This window comes from Rhizobium sp. TAL182 (assembly GCF_002117725.1).
In the GTDB taxonomy this organism is placed as follows: domain Bacteria; phylum Pseudomonadota; class Alphaproteobacteria; order Rhizobiales; family Rhizobiaceae; genus Rhizobium; species Rhizobium esperanzae.
This window is the reverse complement of sequence record NZ_CP021024.1, coordinates 1,593,014-1,610,690: the sequence shown is the minus strand read 5'-3', so window position 1 is coordinate 1,610,690 and position 17,677 is coordinate 1,593,014. Positions and strand designations below refer to the sequence as shown.

Sequence of the window (17,677 nt, the reverse complement as noted above, 5' to 3'; positions counted from 1 at the left end):
GTTTCACGACGGAACTGTGACAGTCAATCGGCCGGTTCCGAATTTCCCAATTCATTCAATACTTCGGCAGCAAGAGCTCGGGTGATTTTCGTGCCCCGCGACAGGGCCAGCCGGTCAAGCCTTTCGACAATCGTCTGGGCCGCGTTCAACGAGCGCTCCATCCGGTTGACGATATAGAGCACGAGTTTGTCATCTATATAAATCTGCCGGTCGGCGAAGAGCTTGACGATCACTTGCGACAGCAAGGCCTCGTCGGGTTCGCCGATCTCGACGACGGTCGCAGCTTTCAGACGCGAGCGCAGATCGGGCAGCAAAACCGGCCAGGAGATCGGCCAGAGACGGCTTGTTATCAACAGGCTGGTGGCGTTTTCGCGCACGCTGTTGATGACGTGGAAAAGCGCATTGTCGTCGAAGCCGAGGCGGTCGGCATCTTCGAACAGCACCGGACCGGCAGCGGCAGCGACAGCCGCGTCCGAACCGAGTTCGGGATGAATGCTGACGGCGCCGCTCAACTCCTGCCAGATGCGGGCGAGATGCGATTTCCCCGAACCGACCGGGCCGGCGAGCACGACTACCGGCGACGGCCATGCCGGCCAGGCGTCGACGATCGACACGGCGGCGGCCAGCCGCTCCGAAATCAGAAGATCGTCGCGGCCGCTTGCGGCGTCGTGCGAAAAGGCCAATGGCAGCTGCTCTCCGGCCTTGCGCTTCGGATCAGCGTTCTTCACGTCACTCATTGGGAACTGATTTCGTCTTCTGAGCGCGGGCGCTCGGCGACCCGCCAAAATAAAGATCGCTCTGAAGGTAGCGCGAAAGCGCGAAGCGAACAAGGACGCCGACGGCGGCGGCAGCCGGCACGGCGACCAGAAGACCGACGAAGCCGAAGAGCGCGCCAAAAGCAAACAGCGCAAACATCAGCCAGACCGGATGCAGGCCGACGCTAGAGCCGACGAGCTTCGGCTGCAGGATATTGCCTTCGAGGAACTGGCCGCTGAAGAAGACGACCAGCACCAGGCCGATCCAGGGATAATCCGGCCAGAACTGCACGATCGCCACGCCGACGGCGAGAACGAGGCCGACCAGCGAGCCAACATAGGGAATGAAGCTGATCATACCGGCGAAGAGGCCGATCAAGAGGCCGAAATTCAATCCGACGAGGGAAAGGCCGGCGGCATAATAAATACCGAGAATGAGGCAGAGTGAGCCCTGGCCGCGGATGAAACCGGCGATTGCCTGATCGATCTCACTGGCGATCTGGCGGACATCATTCACATAATCGCGCGGAATCCATTGATCGACCTTGGCAACCATGCGGTCCCAATCGAGCAGGATATAGAAAGCGACGACGGGGGTGACGACGAGCAGCGAGATGACGTCGACAATCGCCTTGCCGGAATTCCAGATCTGCGCGAAGAGCCCGGTCAGAAAGCCCATGCCTTCGGAGAGGATTCCTGAGAAATTATCCTTGATCGTGCCGACTTGGCTCCTGATCCACTGCGGCAGCAGCGAATGCTGCGACTGGGCGATGAATTTCTGCAGCTGGCTGATGTAACTCGGCAGGCGCTCGGCGAAATCGTTGAACTGGCTGATCAGCACGGGAATGAGGATCATCAGCGCCAGCGCAAAGACGATGACAAAGGCGATCAGAATGCCGACCGTCGCCATCATGCGGCTGAGGCCCAGGCGCTCCAGCCGGTCGGCGACGGGATCGAGGAAATAGGCGATCGCCATACCGGCGATGAACGGCAAGAGGATAGAGCTGAAGACATAGAGAAAGGCGATGAAGAAGACGAGCACGGCCAGCCAGAAGAAGATCTGGCGCTTCAGACTGTTGCCGCTGACATGCTGTGGCATTGCTTCCCCGTTTCACTCGCCGCCGCCGAACGCCACCTCTTGTCCGACGCGGCCATTCAGCACATAGGATGCAGGCGCAAAGATGGTCAACCCTATCACGCCAAATCCCGGATAGGCCGGTTAAAGACGCGGGAAATTGGGGGCTTTTCCCATGCAGCGCTTGCATAAATGCCCCTGTCATGCAATTGCGACCGGCAGATGACGCGGCGCGTCTGCCGCCTGGAAATAGCCATCGGAGACCAGCATGAGCCAGTCTGGAAAAAACGGCCTGACCTATAGCGACGCGGGCGTCGACATCGATGCCGGCAACCTCCTCGTCGAGAAGATCAAGCCGGCGGTGCGCTCGACGCGCCGTCCGGGCGCCGACGGCGAGATCGGCGGCTTCGGCGGGCTCTTCGATCTCAAGGCGGCGGGCTTTACCGATCCGGTCCTCGTCGCCGCCAATGACGGCGTCGGCACCAAGCTGAAGATCGCAATCGACGCGGACTATCACGACACGGTCGGCATCGATCTCGTCGCCATGTGCGTCAACGATCTCGTCGTTCAGGGTGCCGAGCCGCTGTTCTTCCTCGATTATTTCGCCACCGGCAAGCTCGATCCCGACCAGGGTGCTGCGATCGTCGGCGGCATTGCCGCCGGCTGCCGGCAGGCCGGCTGCGCGCTGATCGGCGGCGAGACCGCCGAGATGCCCGGCATGTATTCCTCCGGCGACTATGATCTTGCCGGCTTTGCCGTCGGTGCCGCCGAGCGCGGCAAGCTGCTCCCCTCCGGCGACATTGCCGAAGGCGACGTCATTCTCGGTCTCGCCTCCTCCGGCGTCCACTCCAACGGTTTCTCGCTGGTCCGCAAGATCGTGGAACTGTCCGGCCTCGGCTGGGACGCGCCGGCGCCGTTCGCCGAAGGCAGGAAGCTTGGCGAAGCGCTGCTGGAGCCGACCCGCATCTATGTGAAGCCACTGTTGAAGGCGATCCGCGAAACCGGTGCGCTGAAGGCGCTCGCCCATATTACCGGGGGCGGCTTCCCGGAGAATATTCCGCGCGTCCTGCCGAAGCATCTGGCGGCCGAGATCGAGCTTGCGGCCGTCAAGGTTCCGCCGGTCTTCTCGTGGCTCGCCCGGACGGGCGGCGTCGAAGCGAAGGAAATGCTGCGCACCTTCAACTGCGGCATCGGCATGATCGTCGTCGTCGCCGAAGAGAATGTCGCCGCGGTATCGCAGGCGCTTGAGGCTGAAGGCGAGAAGGTCGTCACGCTCGGCCGCATGATCGCCCGCGCCGAAGGCGCTGCCGGCACGGTCTACAAGGGTACGCTTGCCATATGAGCACGCCGCGCAAACGCGTCGTCGTCTTCATATCAGGTGGCGGCTCCAACATGATGGCGCTGGTCGCGGCGGCAAAAGCCGCCGACTATCCGGCCGAAATCGTCGGCGTGATTTCCGACAAGGCTGAGGCCGGCGGGCTTGCCAAGGCGGCCGCCGAAGGCATCGCCACCTTCGCTTTTCCCCGCAAGGACTATGCCAGCAAAGACGCGCATGAAGCGGCGATCTTTTCGGCGCTCGACGAACTTTCCCCCGACATCCTCTGCCTGGCCGGCTATATGCGGCTGCTGACGCCGACCTTCATCCAGCGTTACGAAGGCCGGATGCTCAACATCCACCCTTCCCTGCTGCCGCTGTTTCCCGGCCTCCACACCCATCAGCGCGCCATCGACGCCGGCATGCGCATCGCCGGCTGCACGGTGCATTTCGTGACCGAGGGCATGGACGAAGGCCCGGTCATCGGCCAGGCGGCCGTTCCGGTTCTTTCCGGCGACACGGCCGAAAGCCTTGCTGCGCGCGTGCTCACCGTCGAACACCAGATCTATCCACAGGCACTGCGGCTCTTCGCTGAAGGCCGCGTGACGATGCAAGGCGGCAAAGCCGTCGGAGTCGAGGCTTCGGGCACTGCACCCAAAGCCCAGCTGATTTCGCTGATCGGCGATCGCGCTTAAGCCGCCAGCGCCCGCAGCTGATGCAGCGTGCCGTCGCTGTAGACGAAGCGGCCGGAGCGGAAGGTGGCGCGGATGCGGTGGATGTCGCCCGGCTCGACGACGACCAGATCGGCGCGCTGGCCGATGGCGATTTCGCCACGGTCCAAGAGACCGGCGGAGCGGGCGGCGTTGCCGGTCGCCATGGCGACGGCTGAAGGCAGGCCGCCTTCCACCATGTCGGCGAGCTTGAAGATGCCGGGCACAAAGGCAGCCGGGTGATAATCGGCGGCGATGACGCTGAGCAGCCCGGCCCTTGCAGCGTCGAGGGCGCTGAGATTGCCCGACATCGACTGGCCGCGCAGAGCGTTCGGTGCGCCCATCAGCGTCCAGAGGCCGCGGCGGCGCGCCTCTTCGGCCGCAGGTGCGGTGACCGGAAACTCGCTGATGGTGACGCCGAGATCATGCATTTCGGCGACTTTCTCGACGCTGTCATCGTCATGCGAGGCAAGCGAGAGCTTGTGTTTCAGCGACAGCGCGACGATCTCCCTGAGCTTCGCCTCGATCTCAGGATTGCTGCGCATGGCGATGCGCTTGGCGACGATCTCGGCGGCCATCTCCTCGGAGATGGCGCGGCGCTCGGAAATGCTGAGGATGTAGCTTTGCAGGTTGTTGTACTGGCCCTGACCCGGCGTGTGGTCGGTCAGCGAAACCATGTCGATCTGATCGGCATTCAGCAGGCGCTCGAGTGCGGGAGCGGCGCCGACATTGGTGATTTCGTAACGGGCATGGACGCGGTGGTCGATCAGGAGATCGTCGCGCAGCCGGTTGATGCCCTCGATCACCGCCGACGTCGTCTCCAGCGAACGGACGTGACCATAGACGCTTTCGGTGGCGAAAGAGACCGCGGCAAAGGCTGTCGTCACACCGGCAGCGGCAAGCTTCTTGTCGAGTTCGTGGATGCCGAAATCGATCGGCATGGTCGCGTTCGGCCGCGGCGCGATCTCGCGCTCGATCATGTCGCCGTGCAGGTCGACGAAGCCCGGCATCAGCAGCCGCCCGCCGCCATCGATCGCCGCGCCGGAAACCGGCTCCGGCCGGATCTCGGCGATGGCGCCGTCCTCAACACGCACGGAACCTTCGCTCACCGCCTCGTCGGGGAGAACGAGGGTGAAATTGCTGAGCCACATGGGCTTTCTCCTGACCGCATCCGATGATCGACAAACCGCAGCGGATAGAACCGCTTCGTAACAAGCGTATGAATTCTCGAGCGCCGACGGCTCCTTTCGGGAACGTCATGGCTGCAACCGCACGTCCTCCGACGCGCTCACCTCGCTATCTGATCCTATCCCGGTTCAACGCGGCCCATTGCAAAAGCATGATCGTTTTGGCGTCGAAAATCTCGCCGGTCTCGATCATCCGCGCGGCTTCGTCGAGCGGGATTTCCAGGACCTCGATATCCTCGTGTTCCTCGTCCAGACCGCCGCCTTCGGCCACGCGATCGGCGGTGTCGATCAGGGCTGCGAAGACGTGGACGACTTCGCTGATTGCGCCCGGCGACATGTAGCATTTGAAGAGGAAACGCGCCTCGCGCAGGCGATAGCCGGTCTCCTCCATCGCCTCGCGGCGGATCGCCTGTTCGGGATGGTCGTCATCAAGAAGGCCGGCCGGCACCTCGATCATCCATGCGGGATCGCCGTTCAGATGAACGGCGAGACGGAACTGGCGGACGAGAACGACGAGATCGCGTTTCGGATCATAAAGCAGGATGCAAGCGGCCGGCGTGCGGTGGTAGACCTCCCGCTTCAGCCGCTGTGTCGCGCCCTTTCGGTCGATATAGTCGAGCAGATAGCTGCTCAGCCGCGTCCACCCATTCGACAGGATTTCCTCGCCGACGATCTTCACCCGCGATTTCGGCTGCATCATACCGTGTCCTTGCGAAGCCAGACCTTGTTGTCGTGCACGGCCGCGCCGCCATAAGGAGCGACCGGATCGGCGCCCGTCAGAACGTTGATGCCCTCGCCGTCCACATGCGCCTTGTTCGGCCAGAGGCCCTCGGCGATCAGCACGCCCGGCCTGACCTCGATGGTGATGCGGGCATGGATGCGCAGATCGCCGCGGCTATTGCCGATGCGAATGAGCTCGCCATGCGCAATGCCATTGGCCTCGGCATCAACAGGATTGATCATCACCTCCGGGCGACCTTCCTTTTGACGCGAGGTCTTGGTCTCGGAAAAACTCGAATTCAGGAAGTTGCGCGCCGGCGACGTGGCGAGACGGAAGGGATGCTCTGGATCGGCAACTTCGATGACATCGACCTGATCGGGGAAGGCCGGCAGTTCGGCATGCGGGCCGAGCGCGCCGATCGCGGCCGGCGGCTTGTTTGGCGCCGGCTGATTGATCCAGTCCGGGCGAAAATGGAACCTGCCGTCCGGATGGGCAAAGCCGTTCAGGAAATGGGCGTCCTCGAAAGCCGGCTGGCGATCGAACCATTTATGTTCGAGGAAATGGTCGTAGTCCGGCAGGTCGCTCGATTGGAGGATGCGGTCGATCATCTCGCGGGCGGTAAAGCCGAAACCGGGGCGATCGGCGACGCCGAGGCGTTTTGCCAATTCCTCGATCACGAAGAGATTGGTGCGCACGGTCGGTGGCGGCTCGACCAGCTTCGGTCCCAGAAGAATGTGATTCTGGCCGCCGGCGCGATAGATATCGTCATGCTCGACGAACATGGTCGCAGGCAGCACGATGTCGGCAATCTCCGCCGTTTCGGTCATGAACTGCTCATGGACGGCGACGAAAAGGTCGTCGCGGGCAAAGCCGCGTCTGACGAGGCGCTGTTCGGGAGCGATGTTCGCCGGATTGGTGTTCTGGATCAGCATCGCCGTCACCGGACCGCGATGGCGCAGCGCCACCGGATCTCCGGTCAGCACGCGACCGATCTGCGATTGGTCGAGCATGCGGATATCGCCATCCTTCATCGATCGGCCGGTCAATTCCGCATTATTCATGCGGAAGATATCGCTGTTCGAATGGAAGGCGCCGCCGCCCTCATATTGCCAGGAGCCGAGAACGGTAGCAATCGAGGCGGCCGCATGCATGGCGACCGCGCCGTTGCGCTGGCGGGTGAAACCGTAACCGAGGCGGAAGAAGGTCTTCTTCGTCGTGCCGACGAGGCGGGCAAAGGCCTCGATCTCCTCGACCGAAAGGCCGGTGATGGCAGCGGCCCATTGCGGCGTCTTCGTCTTCAGGTGCGCTTCGAGACCGCCCGGATCATCCGCATATCTCGCCATATAGTCGCGGTCGGCATAGCCGTCGCGGAAGGCGATGTGCATGGTGGCGCAGGCGAGTGCAGCGTCGGTGCCAGGCCTGACGATCAGCGCCATATCGGCCTGCTTCATCGTCGGATTGTCGTAGATATCGATGACGACGATCTTGGCGCCGCGTTCCTTGCGCGACCTGATGGCATGGGTCATCACATTGACCTGGGTCGAGACCGCATTGGTGCCCCAGATGACGACGCAATCGGTGCGGCCCATCTCACGCGGATCAGGCCCGCGGAGCACGCCGGTCGCCATGGTGAAGCCGGTCCAGGCCGGGTTGGTGCAGATCGACGAGAAAAAGCCGGAATAGCGCCTGGCGTGACGCAGGCGATCGATCGAGTCGCGCTGCACCCAGCCCATGGTGCCGGCATAGAAATAGGGCCAGACCGCCTCGCTGCCGTCCCTCGCCTCGGCCTTTAAGAAGGCTTCGGCAATTTCATCCAGCGCATCGTCCCAGGAAATCTGCTGCCATTGCCCTGCCCCCTTGGGGCCGGCGCGGCGCAAGGGGTGCATCAGGCGGTCAGGATGGTAGAGCCGCTCGGCATACCGGGCGACCTTGGCACAGATGATGCCCGACGTATAGGAATGGTCGCCGGCGCCGCGCACGCGGCCGATGCGGCCGTCTTCCGATATCTCAACCTCCAGCGCGCAAGTGGAGGGACAGTCGTGCGGACAGGCTGTGTGGCCGATCTTGCTGTCCAGCTTCGGGGATTTGGCGTCGATGGGGGTCGCATTATTCATGGCATTTGTATATGCCAAGGCCTGCATGGCCAAAAGCCAGAAAAACTCCCCATGATACGAATTCATACGGGCATCAGCGAAAATGAACTACCGCCATATCTACCACGCGGGCAATTTTGCCGATGTGCTGAAACATGCCGTGCTGGCGCGGCTGATCCGCTACATGCAGAAGAAGGAGGGCGCCTTCCGCGTGCTCGACACGCATGCCGGCATCGGCCTCTACGACCTCTCCTCCGAGGAAGCGCAGAAAACCGGCGAGTGGCAGGCTGGCATCGGCAAATTGATGGAGGCCGAACTCGGGCCTCAGGTCTCCGAGCTGCTGGAGCCCTACCTCTCGGCGATCCGTGAACTCAATCCCGAGGGTGGCATCCGTTTCTATCCCGGATCGCCGAAACTTGCGCGCATGCTGTTCCGGCCGCAAGACCGGCTGTCGGCCATGGAACTGCATCCGGAGGATTACGCCCGGCTGCACCGGCTGTTCGAGGGCGATCACCATGCCCGCATCACCGAGCTCGACGGCTGGCTGGCGCTCGGCGCGCACCTGCCGCCGAAGGAGAAGCGCGGCATTGTGCTGGTCGATCCGCCGTTCGAGGAAGAGGACGAATATGAACGCCTGGCCGAAGGGCTGGAAAAGGCCTATCGCCGCTTTCCCGGCGGCACCTATTGCCTTTGGTACCCGCTGAAGAAGGGCGCGCCGATCAAGGAATTCCACGAGACTCTGCAGGCGCTCGACATCCCGAAGATGCTTTGCGCCGAACTCACCGTTCGCAGCGACCGCGGCATTACTGGACTGACCGGCTCCGGCCTCGTCGTCGTCAATCCGCCCTTCACATTAAAGGATGAGTTGCACCAGATGCTTCCGGCGCTGAAGGATCACCTGGCCCAGGACCGCTTCGCCTCGCACCGCGCCTTCTGGCTGCGCGGCGAGAACAAGACGGTCAAGGGCGATTGACCGGGTAATCCGCATCGGGGATAGTCCGTCCCACAGCCCCACAGCCTCATCAGGTGTCCCATGAAGCTCCTCTGCTCACCCGCCTCGCCCTATTCCAGCAAGGTGCGGATGGCCGCGCACTTTCTGGATATCGAGATCGACGCCATCCGGGTCGATACCAATACCGGACCGGCGATCCTGGTGGACAACAATCCGCTCGGCAAGATTCCGACGCTTCTGACCGACGACGGAGCCTCGATCTTCGATAGCGTCGCGATCATGCATTATTTCGACAGGCTGACGAAGGGCCGGCTCTACCCCTCCAAGAAGGGCAAGCGCACGGATGCGGAAGTTCTCGAAGCGCTCTGCGACGGTATCTGCGACTGCCTGCTGACGATTGTCTACGAGCGCCGCTTCCGCGAGGAAGAAAAGGTTCACCAGCCCTGGATCGACCGGCAATGGAAGAAGGTGACGGCCGGGCTCGCCCATCTCGGCGCCAAGCCGCCGAAACTCGGCAAGAAGCTCAATGGCGGGCATTTCGCGCTGGCCGCCACGCTCGACTATCTCGACCTGCGCTTCAAGGACCAGTGGGAAGCCGATCACGCGCCGCTTGTCGACTGGCTGGCGCAATTCGAAAAGAAATTCCCTGCTCATCGTGAGCTCAAAGCCAGCGCCTGAGCCTGATCCGGAGCTGAAACGGAGCGCCGGACAGCAAAAAGCCGGGCGATGAGCCCGGCTTCTGCATATTGGGATGTTCAATCGGCTTAGAACTTCACGCCGATACCGAGCTTGACGCTGTTCTCGTCGTAACCGCGCGAGAAGCTGCCGGAGTCGAGGTCGTAGTCCTTGCTCTGGTAGTCGGTGTAGCGATATTCGAGGCGCGTCGTGATGTTGTTGGTCACGAAGGCTTCGACACCGGCGCCGACCGTATAACCGTAGTTCGTCTTGCTTTCGTCCGAGGTGCCGTCGGAAACCTTGACGTTGCCGAGGGCAAGACCGGCTGTACCGTAGAGCAGGAAGGGGTTCATGTCGTAGCCGACGCGGCCACGGACGGAGCCGTTCCAGCCATACTTATTCTTGACGCCGCCCGAGGAGACGTCATCGCCGCTGTAGCCGAGATCGGATTCAACGCCGTAAACGATCTGGCCTGCTTGCCAATTGTAACCGGTGAAGACCTGGCCGCCGAAACCGTAGGTGTGGCGGTCGGAACCGAAATCACCCATGTTGTAGGTGCCGGCGCCGCCGAGGTAGAAGCCCTCCCAGTTGCCGGCCGGCTTGACCGGGGCTTCCTGAGCAACCGGTGCTTCCGGAACCTGGTCGACGGCATCAGCCGCCTGAGCTACCGAAACGCCCGCAATCGCAAAAGTGGAGGCCATGAGGCCAGCAATGAGTACACGCATACTTTTCTCCTTTCAGTCCCGCGCCGCTTATCATCTGCCTCTCAGCGAAGCATTGGCGGGGAAATTGCCAGATGTCCCTTCCGGATCGAGACTGAAATTGGAACTGAATTGCGGATTTGAAAGAGCCAAATTGTGATATCATTGTGGCTGCCGGATGGCGGAAATTCGATGTTGCTTGCGAGCAACATAGGTTTCATTAACCCTACCGAATGGTTAAACTTAAAATATCGATTTTAAGAAATCACATTATTAAATAATACATAGAATATCTCGGCCATGGATGCAACCGTGGCCGCCTATTTATATAATCTCCGCCCGCCCTTATATAGGTTGCACACAGACTCGCGGGATCAGAAGGCAAGATTTTGAACCACAAAAGACTTCGCTCAGCCCTGATAACAGGGGCGGCCAAGAGAATAGGCCGGGCAATCGCCGAAGACCTTGCTGCAAATGGCTTTTCCGTCGCGATCCACGCCAACAGCTCCGTCCGCGAAGCGGAAGAGCTGGCGGCTGAATTGCGGCGAAAGGGACAAAGAGCGGTCGCGTTGCAGGCCGATCTTACCGATATCGGCGAGGCGGGCGAACTGGTCGCGAAGGCGTCGGAAGCGCTTGGGCCTCTCGATCTGCTCGTCAATAATGCGTCGGTCTTCCAGCATGATTCCGCGCGTAGTTTCAACGCCGACACATGGGCTCTGCACTTCGACCTGCATGTGCGTGCGCCGTCGATCCTTGCGGCAGCCTTCGCGCAGCAGGTGCCCGCCGAGGCAGCGGGGATGATCGTCAACATCATTGATCAGCGGGTCTGGGCACTGAGGCCCAGCTTCTACTCCTATACGCTCTCCAAGTCCGCGCTGTGGACGGCAACGCAGACGCTCGCCCAGGCATTGGCGCCACGCATTCGCGTCAATGCGATCGGCCCCGGCCCCTCGATGCCGAGCGAGCGGCAAGCATTGGAGGACTTCCAAGCGCAGGTCTCAGCCCTTATCTTGCAGCGAGGGCCGGCACTGGAAGAATTCGGACAAACGATTCGCTTCCTTTACGACACGCCCTCGATCACCGGCCAGATGATTGCCCTCGACGGCGGCCAGCACCTTGCCTGGCAGACGCCCGACGTGGCGGAGATTACGGAATGAACGGACGAAAGCTGCCGGATGGCGGCGTTCTCTACGACGATACGGATGAGAGCGAAGACGATATCGAGGTGGAAGGCGAGGTTTCCGCCGCCCCTCTGGCGGCTGCGGTCGACTGGAATGTGGGCAGCCTCAACGAGACCGGGCTTGTCGGCGCCGAACTGATCGCCGAATTCGTCAAGCGGCTGCCGAACAGCCCCGGTGTCTACCGCATGTTCAATGCCGAGGGAGACGTGCTCTATGTCGGCAAGGCGCGCAGCCTGAAGAAGCGTGTCGGCAACTACGCCGTCGGCCGCGTCCATTCCAACCGCATCGCCCAGATGGTGCGACAGACGGCGAACATGGAGTTCGTGACGACGCGCACGGAAACCGAAGCGCTGCTTCTGGAAGCGAATCTGATCAAGCGCTTGCGGCCGCGCTTTAACGTGCTGCTGCGCGACGACAAGTCCTTTCCCTACATCCTCATCACCGGTGATCACCGGGCACCGGCGATTTTCAAGCATCGCGGCGCCAGGGCGCGAAAGGGCGACTATTTCGGGCCTTTCGCTTCGGCCGGCGCAGTCGGGCGTACGATCAATTCGTTGCAGCGCGCCTTCCTGATCCGCACCTGCACCGATAGCGTCTTCGAAACACGCACGCGACCCTGCCTGCTCTACCAGATCAAGCGCTGTTCCGGGCCTTGCACGCGCGAGGTCAGCGATGAGGGTTATGCCGAGCTCGTACAGGAGGCGAAAGATTTCCTGTCCGGCAAGAGCCAGAAGGTGAAATCGCATATGGCGGAGGCCATGAACCAGGCGGCCGAGGATCTCGATTTCGAGCGGGCGGCGATCTATCGTGACCGCCTGGCAGCACTGTCGCATGTGCAGAGCCACCAGGGCATCAACCCGGCCGGCGTCGAGGAGGCTGACGTTTTCGCCATCCACCACGAAGGCGGCGTCTCCTGCATTCAGGTATTCTTCTTCCGCACCGGCCAGAACTGGGGCAACCGCGCCTATTTCCCGAAAGCCGATCCGCAATTATCAAGCGCCGAAGTTCTGAATGCCTTCCTCGCGCAATTCTACGACGATAAGCCGGTGCCGAAACAGATCATGCTGTCGGAAACCGTCGAGGAACTGGAACTGCTCGCCGCAGCGCTCAGCGAAAAGGCCGGCCACAAGGTTTCCATTCTCGTGCCGCAGCGCGGCGAGAAGCGCGATCTCGTCGAGCATGTGGTCGGCAATGCGCGCGAAGCGCATGGGCGAAAGCTCGCCGAGACGGCGTCGCAGTCGCGGCTGCTGGAAGGCTTCAAGGAAACGTTTGGGCTCGCCTATGCGCCGCAACGCATCGAAATCTACGACAACTCGCATATCATGGGCACCAATGCCGTCGGCGGCATGGTGGTGGCGGGGCCGGAAGGCTTCGTAAAGAACCAGTACCGCAAGTTCAACATCAAATCGACCGACATCACCCCCGGCGACGACTTCGGAATGATGAAGGAGGTGATGACGCGGCGCTTCTCGCGGCTGATCAAGGAGGAAGGCATTCCCGACCGGACGGCGCAGGCAGCAGCTGCCGACGCCGCTGACATGCCCTTCCCCGCCTGGCCGGATGTGATCCTCATCGACGGCGGCCAGGGGCAGATGACGGCGGTGCGCGCCATCCTGGCCGAACTCGGTATCACTGACAGCGTGACGGCGATCGGCGTCGCCAAGGGTGTCGATCGCGACGCCGGGCGGGAGCGCTTCTTTCCGCCCGGGCGCGAGAGCTTCACACTGCCGCCGCGCGATCCGGTGCTCTATTTCATCCAGCGCATGCGCGACGAAGCGCATCGTTTTGCGATCGGCTCGCACCGGGCGCGGCGCAAGAAGGAAATGGTCAAGAACCCGCTCGACGAGATCGGCGGTATCGGCCCGTCACGCAAACGCGCGCTGCTCCAGCATTTCGGCACGGCGAAGGCGGTTTCTCGTGCCGCTTTGTCCGATCTGATGGCGGTGGAAGGTATTTCGGAAGCCGTGGCAAAGCAGGTCTATAACCATTTCCACGACGACGCCGCGAAATAAGCGGCGGCCGTCGCAAATTCCACGCAATGGCGGTGAAAAGACAGAAAGAATGTTGACGGTCCCTGGCCAAAGCCGTCATCTACATCGACCCGAAAATCGGAATCGGTTTTCGTAAAGACGCGGCGCTGCAGCGGCGCATCAATTCAGAGAAACGATCCATGGCATCGCGTGCGTACAGCCTTCCCAACCTTTTGACTTACGGCCGCATCCTCGCCGTGCCGCTGATCGTTCTCTGCTTCTTCGTCGAGGGCAGACTGTCGATCAGCAATACGGCGCGCTGGGTGGCGCTGTGGATCTTCATCATCGCCTCGATCACCGATTTTCTCGACGGCTATCTCGCGCGGATCTGGAACCAGACGTCGAATATCGGCCGGATGCTCGATCCGATCGCCGACAAACTGCTGGTCGCCTCGATCCTACTCCTGGTCGCGGCCGACCAGACCATCGCCGGCTGGTCGATCTGGGCGGCAATCATCATTCTCTGCCGTGAGATCCTGGTTTCCGGCCTGCGCGAATATCTGGCGGCGCTGAAGGTCAGCGTGCCGGTGACGCGGATCGCCAAGTGGAAGACGACGCTGCAGCTCGTTGCCATCGCCTTCCTGCTCGCCGGCCCGGCCGGCGACGAGATTTTCCCTTATACGACGCAGACCGGCATCGCGCTCTTGTGGATCGCGGCACTGCTGACCATCTATACCGGCTATGACTATTTCCGTGCCGGGCTGAAACATATCGTGGATGACGAGGAATGACGCGGCTTGTCTATTTCGCCTGGGTGCGCGAGCGCATCGGCAAGGGCGAGGAGGAGATCGACCTCCCCTCCTCCGTCGTCACCGTCGCCGATCTTCTGAATCATTTGAAGACGCTGGGCGAGGAATATGAAGCCGCACTTCAATATCCAGAGGTCATTCGTGTGGCGCTGGATATGGAGCATGTCGAGCATGATGAGCCGATTGGAGCTCCCCGTGAGATCGGGATCTTTCCGCCGATGACGGGGGGATGAGACGGTGACGGTGGTGCCATGTCGCTACCCCCCTCTGCCCTGCCGGGCATCTCCCCCACAAGGAGGGAGATCGGCTGGGCGCACCGGTCTCTCCAAACAATCAACGTTTCAGCCCAACGAAACGGTAAACGGGTGGGAAGAGCACCCCACTTGTAATCTCCCCACCTGTGGGGGAGATGGCCGGCAGGCCAGAGGGGGGCGGACACGGCACAGCCTTTCCGCATTCTTCACAGCGGCATCAAAGCAGCGGAGGATTTCGCTGTGACCCCCACCATCCGCGTCCAGCGCGAGGACTTCGACCTGCAAGCCGAGGTCGATCGCCTCTCCAAGGGCAAAGCCGGCGTCGGCGCCGTCGTCACCTTCTCCGGCCTCTGCCGTGACGAAGGCGGCACGCTGGTGGCGCTTGAACTCGAGCATTATCCCGGCATGGCCGAAGCCGAGATGACCCGCATCGGCGAACTCGCCATCACCCGTTTCGGGCTGCTCGGGCTGACCGCCATCCACCGCTACGGCAAGATCGCTCCCGGCGAGAATATCGTGCTCGTCGTCGCAACCGCCCCGCACCGACAGGCGGCCTTCGACGGCGCCAATTTCGTCATGGATTTCCTCAAGACCGCAGCTCCCTTTTGGAAGAAGGAGCACGGCAAGGACGGCGCCGAGGGCGACTGGGTCGCGGCGAAAGACGCCGACGATGCGGCGCGCGACAAGTGGAAGTGATCAGAGCACGATGCCGAAAAGTGTGCGCGGTTTTCGGATAACATCATGCGCCATTTCTAAAGCACCACGCGCTCCCTGCGGCTCATAACCAGCAGCAGGACGAGCAGTGAGAAGATGACGAGATCCCGCCAGACAAAGGGACCATAAGCGCTCCACAGGGTTTCGACGACGGCAAGCCCGGCAGCGCCGCCAGCCGAGCGCAGCGGATCGGAATAGCCGCCCACGGCTGCGATCAGCAGCACCTTGAGCCCGAACATCAGACCCGCGCCGAAATCCATAGAACCGTAATAGAAGGTGGCGAGGATGCCGCAGAGGGTGGCGACGAGCGCGGCTGCCGCATAGGCGACAAGGAAGACGCGACTGGCGCTGGTGCCGCAGAGCTCGGCGGCCAGCGGATCGTCGGTGACGGCGCGCCAGAGGCGGCCCCAGGCCGTGCGCCTGAGGATCAGCGCACCGACCGCGACGATGGCTGACATCAGCGCCGTGTCGATCAGTTGGATGTAAGTGAGCGTCACCTTGAATGAACCGTCGTTCCAGAAGACGACGACATCGTTCAGGAACGGCGGCAGCCAGATGGCGCGCGTATCGGCGGCGAGTCTGGCGGTCTCCATCAGCACGATCATAATGCCGAGGGCGGCAACGATCACCGTATTCGGCGATTTGCTGGCGAGCGGCAGCATGATCGAGCGGCCGATCCAGATGCCCGCGGCCAGCGAATAGATAAGTGCAGCGCAGGCGCCGATGGCAAGGGCGGCCGGCAGCACCAGCCAGAACCTGATATAGGCGAGTTCGGTAAAAAGCAGCAGGATCTGGCCCGAGAAGGCGAAGATCGCCCCATAGGTGATATCGGCCCGCTTGGTCACGCCGAAGGCAACGGCATAACCGAAGGCGAGCGCGGCATAGAGGGCGGCAAGCGGCACCGCATTCGCCATCTGCTGCAGAAGATAAGCCATTCCGAGGACTCCGCGTCAGCAAATTATAACTGGTAAAACCTATTTCGCCAGTTATAATTTCATCATGAGCTTTTCCTGGACCCCTCACCGTTTTGCCGGCGGCGCGCTGGCGCTCGATGTCGCCAACAGCGTCGTGCTGCGCGACGACCCAAAACGGCGGATCGACCGCTTCGCGAGCCGCGAGCAGATGCGGAACTTCCCGCGCGCCGCCGCCGAATTCTGCGCCGAACGCGCCTTGTTCGGCGAGATCGCACCGCTGGCAGCACAAGACGAGGCGGATTTCTTCGCGCTGAGGGATGCGATCGACCTCTATTTCCGCAAGCGTATACTGGACGGCAGCGACAACCAATTGCTGGCCGGACTACTGGAAGCGGTGGCCAAGATCTTGCGTGGAGCCAGTCCTGGCAATCTGGCCGCGGCGACCGCCCATTCGGTGCTCAGGCTGATCGCCATGCCGGATCCCGAACGCATGAAGATCTGCGGCAATTGCGGCTGGCTGTTCATCGACCGCAGCAAGAACAGGAGCCGCGCCTGGTGCGACATGGCGGTCTGCGGCAACCGCGCCAAGGCGAACCGTCACTATCGCCGCAAGAAGGAGGAGACGCCATGAGAAGACATCTGATCGTCACAGCGGCGGCAATCGGCCTTGCGCTATCCGCCTGCCAGCGTCAGGCCGAAAACCTGGTCGAGGTCACCGGCCATCTCTTCGTCTTCAACTATCGGGTGGCGAGCGCCACCTATCTGCTGACACTGAAGAAGACCGGTCCCATTCCCGACGGCTCGGTCATCATCGCCGAATTCGAAAATCCTCAAGGCGGCGCGCCGCTGGTGCTGAACCAGAAAATCTACCCGATCGACGACAAGATCGCGCTGCAGAGCGAAAACCTGCACTGCGTGCGCAAGGACCGTCCCTATTCCGTCAGCGTCCGGCTGGTCGACAAGGACGGCAAGGTGCTGCAGCAATTGAAGACTGAGTTCCGCTCCGACCTCGACCAGACGGTGCTGTCGAGCAAGCCGCTCGTCGTCGGCGCGCTTTATGACAAGAACCCGGAAGTCTTCAAGCCTGACGGCAGCGTCGATTTCTCGAACACCGACAAGTGCCCATCATAGAAAAAGCCGGGGCGAGGCCCCGGCTTTCGAGAGTCAATTCAAGGTATTGCGAGGCAATGCCGAAGCGCGGCCTCAGCCGACGATTTCGGTGTCGGAGAACCAGTACTTGATTTCCTGGGCAGCCGTTTCCGGAGCGTCAGAGCCGTGCACGGAGTTTTCGCCGATCGACAGCGCATGGACCTTGCGGATCGTGCCTTCATCAGCGTTTGCCGGGTTGGTCGCGCCCATGATCTCGCGGTTCTTCAGGATCGCGCCTTCGCCTTCCAGAACCTGGACGACGGTCGGGCCGGAGGTCATGCCTTCGACGAGTTCGCCGAAGAAGGGACGATCCTTGTGAACCGCATAGAAGCCTTCAGCTTCGCGGCGGCTCATCCAGACGCGCTTGGAGGCGACGACGCGCAGGCCGGCATCTTCGAGCATCTTGGTGATGGCGCCCGTCAGGTTGCGCTTGGTTGCATCCGGCTTGATCATCGAGAAGGTGCGTTCAATCGCCATAGTCAAATCCTCTGTTTTCTCGGGA

19 protein-coding genes are annotated in these 17,677 nt (G+C 61.9%); 11 read left to right on the top strand and 8 right to left on the bottom strand.

The window, feature by feature from the left end; translation table 11 throughout:
- Nucleotides 1-23: 23 nt before the first annotated feature.
- Both hdaA and Tal182_RS08110 read right to left on the bottom strand, forming a co-directional pair.
- Nucleotides 24-737, bottom strand: coding sequence for a DnaA regulatory inactivator HdaA (hdaA, locus tag Tal182_RS08115; protein WP_085859118.1), 714 nt, complete (start codon nt 735-737; stop codon nt 24-26).
- Entirely contained in the window at nt 730-1,854 is a 1,125-nt protein-coding gene (locus Tal182_RS08110; RefSeq protein ID WP_064801663.1) for an AI-2E family transporter, read from the bottom strand. Before Tal182_RS08110 ends, hdaA begins: the two co-directional genes overlap by 8 nt.
- Before the next feature lie 244 nt (nt 1,855-2,098).
- On the opposite strand from Tal182_RS08110, the gene purM reads away from it, so the two are divergent.
- Nucleotides 2,099-3,172 (top strand): phosphoribosylformylglycinamidine cyclo-ligase, encoded by a 1,074-nt coding sequence (gene purM, locus Tal182_RS08105; protein ID WP_085859117.1) that lies wholly within the window; start codon nt 2,099-2,101, stop codon nt 3,170-3,172.
- Nucleotides 3,169-3,840 (top strand): phosphoribosylglycinamide formyltransferase, encoded by a 672-nt coding sequence (gene purN, locus Tal182_RS08100; protein ID WP_064842597.1) that lies wholly within the window; start codon nt 3,169-3,171, stop codon nt 3,838-3,840. The genes purM and purN overlap by 4 nt, the downstream gene beginning before the upstream one ends.
- Here the strand turns inward: purN and Tal182_RS08095 are convergent.
- From Tal182_RS08095 to Tal182_RS08085, 3 genes are all read right to left on the bottom strand, one after another.
- Nucleotides 3,837-5,006, bottom strand: a complete 1,170-nt coding sequence (locus tag Tal182_RS08095) for an alpha-D-ribose 1-methylphosphonate 5-triphosphate diphosphatase (RefSeq protein WP_085859116.1) — start codon at nt 5,004-5,006, stop codon at nt 3,837-3,839. The two genes, purN and Tal182_RS08095, sit on opposite strands and share 4 nt — an antisense overlap.
- 145 nt (nt 5,007-5,151) lie before the next feature.
- Nucleotides 5,152-5,742 (bottom strand): NUDIX domain-containing protein, encoded by a 591-nt coding sequence (locus Tal182_RS08090; RefSeq protein ID WP_085859115.1) that lies wholly within the window; start codon nt 5,740-5,742, stop codon nt 5,152-5,154.
- Complete coding sequence (locus Tal182_RS08085; protein WP_085859114.1) at nt 5,739-7,943, bottom strand: molybdopterin oxidoreductase family protein; 2,205 nt, start codon at nt 7,941-7,943, stop codon at nt 5,739-5,741. Before Tal182_RS08085 ends, Tal182_RS08090 begins: the two co-directional genes overlap by 4 nt.
- A 16-nt stretch (nt 7,944-7,959) precedes the next feature.
- On the opposite strand from Tal182_RS08085, the gene Tal182_RS08080 reads away from it, so the two are divergent.
- Nucleotides 7,960-8,829 (top strand): 23S rRNA (adenine(2030)-N(6))-methyltransferase RlmJ, encoded by an 870-nt coding sequence (locus Tal182_RS08080; protein WP_085859113.1) that lies wholly within the window; start codon nt 7,960-7,962, stop codon nt 8,827-8,829.
- A 60-nt stretch (nt 8,830-8,889) separates the two neighbouring features.
- Nucleotides 8,890-9,486: a glutathione S-transferase gene (locus Tal182_RS08075; RefSeq protein WP_085859112.1), complete on the top strand. Its 597-nt coding sequence runs from the start codon at nt 8,890-8,892 to the stop codon at nt 9,484-9,486.
- An 86-nt stretch (nt 9,487-9,572) separates the two neighbouring features.
- On the opposite strand, the gene Tal182_RS08070 is transcribed toward Tal182_RS08075, so the two are convergent.
- On the bottom strand, nt 9,573-10,208 hold the full coding sequence (locus tag Tal182_RS08070; protein ID WP_085859111.1) for an outer membrane protein: 636 nt from the start codon (nt 10,206-10,208) through the stop codon (nt 9,573-9,575).
- Between the two features lie 365 nt (nt 10,209-10,573).
- On the opposite strand from Tal182_RS08070, the gene Tal182_RS08065 reads away from it, so the two are divergent.
- The 5 genes from Tal182_RS08065 (at nt 10,574) to Tal182_RS08045 (ending at nt 15,094) form a co-directional block, all read left to right on the top strand.
- Entirely contained in the window at nt 10,574-11,341 is a 768-nt protein-coding gene (locus Tal182_RS08065) for an SDR family oxidoreductase (protein ID WP_085859110.1), read from the top strand.
- The gene (gene uvrC / locus Tal182_RS08060; RefSeq protein ID WP_064801645.1) at nt 11,338-13,377 is read left to right on the top strand and encodes an excinuclease ABC subunit UvrC; all 2,040 of its coding nucleotides are present in this window, start codon (nt 11,338-11,340) and stop codon (nt 13,375-13,377) included. The genes Tal182_RS08065 and uvrC overlap by 4 nt, the downstream gene beginning before the upstream one ends.
- 158 nt (nt 13,378-13,535) lie before the next feature.
- The gene (gene pgsA, locus Tal182_RS08055; protein ID WP_011424811.1) at nt 13,536-14,126 is read left to right on the top strand and encodes a CDP-diacylglycerol--glycerol-3-phosphate 3-phosphatidyltransferase; all 591 of its coding nucleotides are present in this window, start codon (nt 13,536-13,538) and stop codon (nt 14,124-14,126) included.
- Entirely contained in the window at nt 14,123-14,377 is a 255-nt protein-coding gene (moaD, locus tag Tal182_RS08050; protein ID WP_064801643.1) for a molybdopterin converting factor subunit 1, read from the top strand. Before pgsA ends, moaD begins: the two co-directional genes overlap by 4 nt.
- A 261-nt stretch (nt 14,378-14,638) precedes the next feature.
- Nucleotides 14,639-15,094: a molybdenum cofactor biosynthesis protein MoaE gene (locus tag Tal182_RS08045; protein ID WP_085859109.1), complete on the top strand. Its 456-nt coding sequence runs from the start codon at nt 14,639-14,641 to the stop codon at nt 15,092-15,094.
- A gap of 56 nt (nt 15,095-15,150) precedes the next feature.
- On the opposite strand, the gene Tal182_RS08040 is transcribed toward Tal182_RS08045, so the two are convergent.
- Nucleotides 15,151-16,047 carry a branched-chain amino acid ABC transporter permease gene (locus Tal182_RS08040; RefSeq protein WP_085859108.1) on the bottom strand — a complete coding sequence of 299 codons (897 nt, stop codon included), beginning with the start codon at nt 16,045-16,047 and terminating at the stop codon, nt 15,151-15,153.
- 64 nt (nt 16,048-16,111) lie between these two features.
- Here Tal182_RS08040 and Tal182_RS08035 point away from each other — a divergent pair, with 64 nt between their 5' ends.
- Complete coding sequence (locus Tal182_RS08035) at nt 16,112-16,657, top strand: CGNR zinc finger domain-containing protein (RefSeq protein ID WP_064810058.1); 546 nt, start codon at nt 16,112-16,114, stop codon at nt 16,655-16,657.
- On the top strand, nt 16,654-17,157 hold the full coding sequence (locus Tal182_RS08030) for a hypothetical protein (protein ID WP_085859107.1): 504 nt from the start codon (nt 16,654-16,656) through the stop codon (nt 17,155-17,157). Before Tal182_RS08035 ends, Tal182_RS08030 begins: the two co-directional genes overlap by 4 nt.
- Nucleotides 17,158-17,229: 72 nt before the next feature.
- On the opposite strand, the gene ndk is transcribed toward Tal182_RS08030, so the two are convergent.
- Nucleotides 17,230-17,652, bottom strand: a complete 423-nt coding sequence (gene ndk, locus Tal182_RS08025) for a nucleoside-diphosphate kinase (protein ID WP_004680549.1) — start codon at nt 17,650-17,652, stop codon at nt 17,230-17,232.
- Nucleotides 17,653-17,677 lie beyond the last annotated feature (25 nt).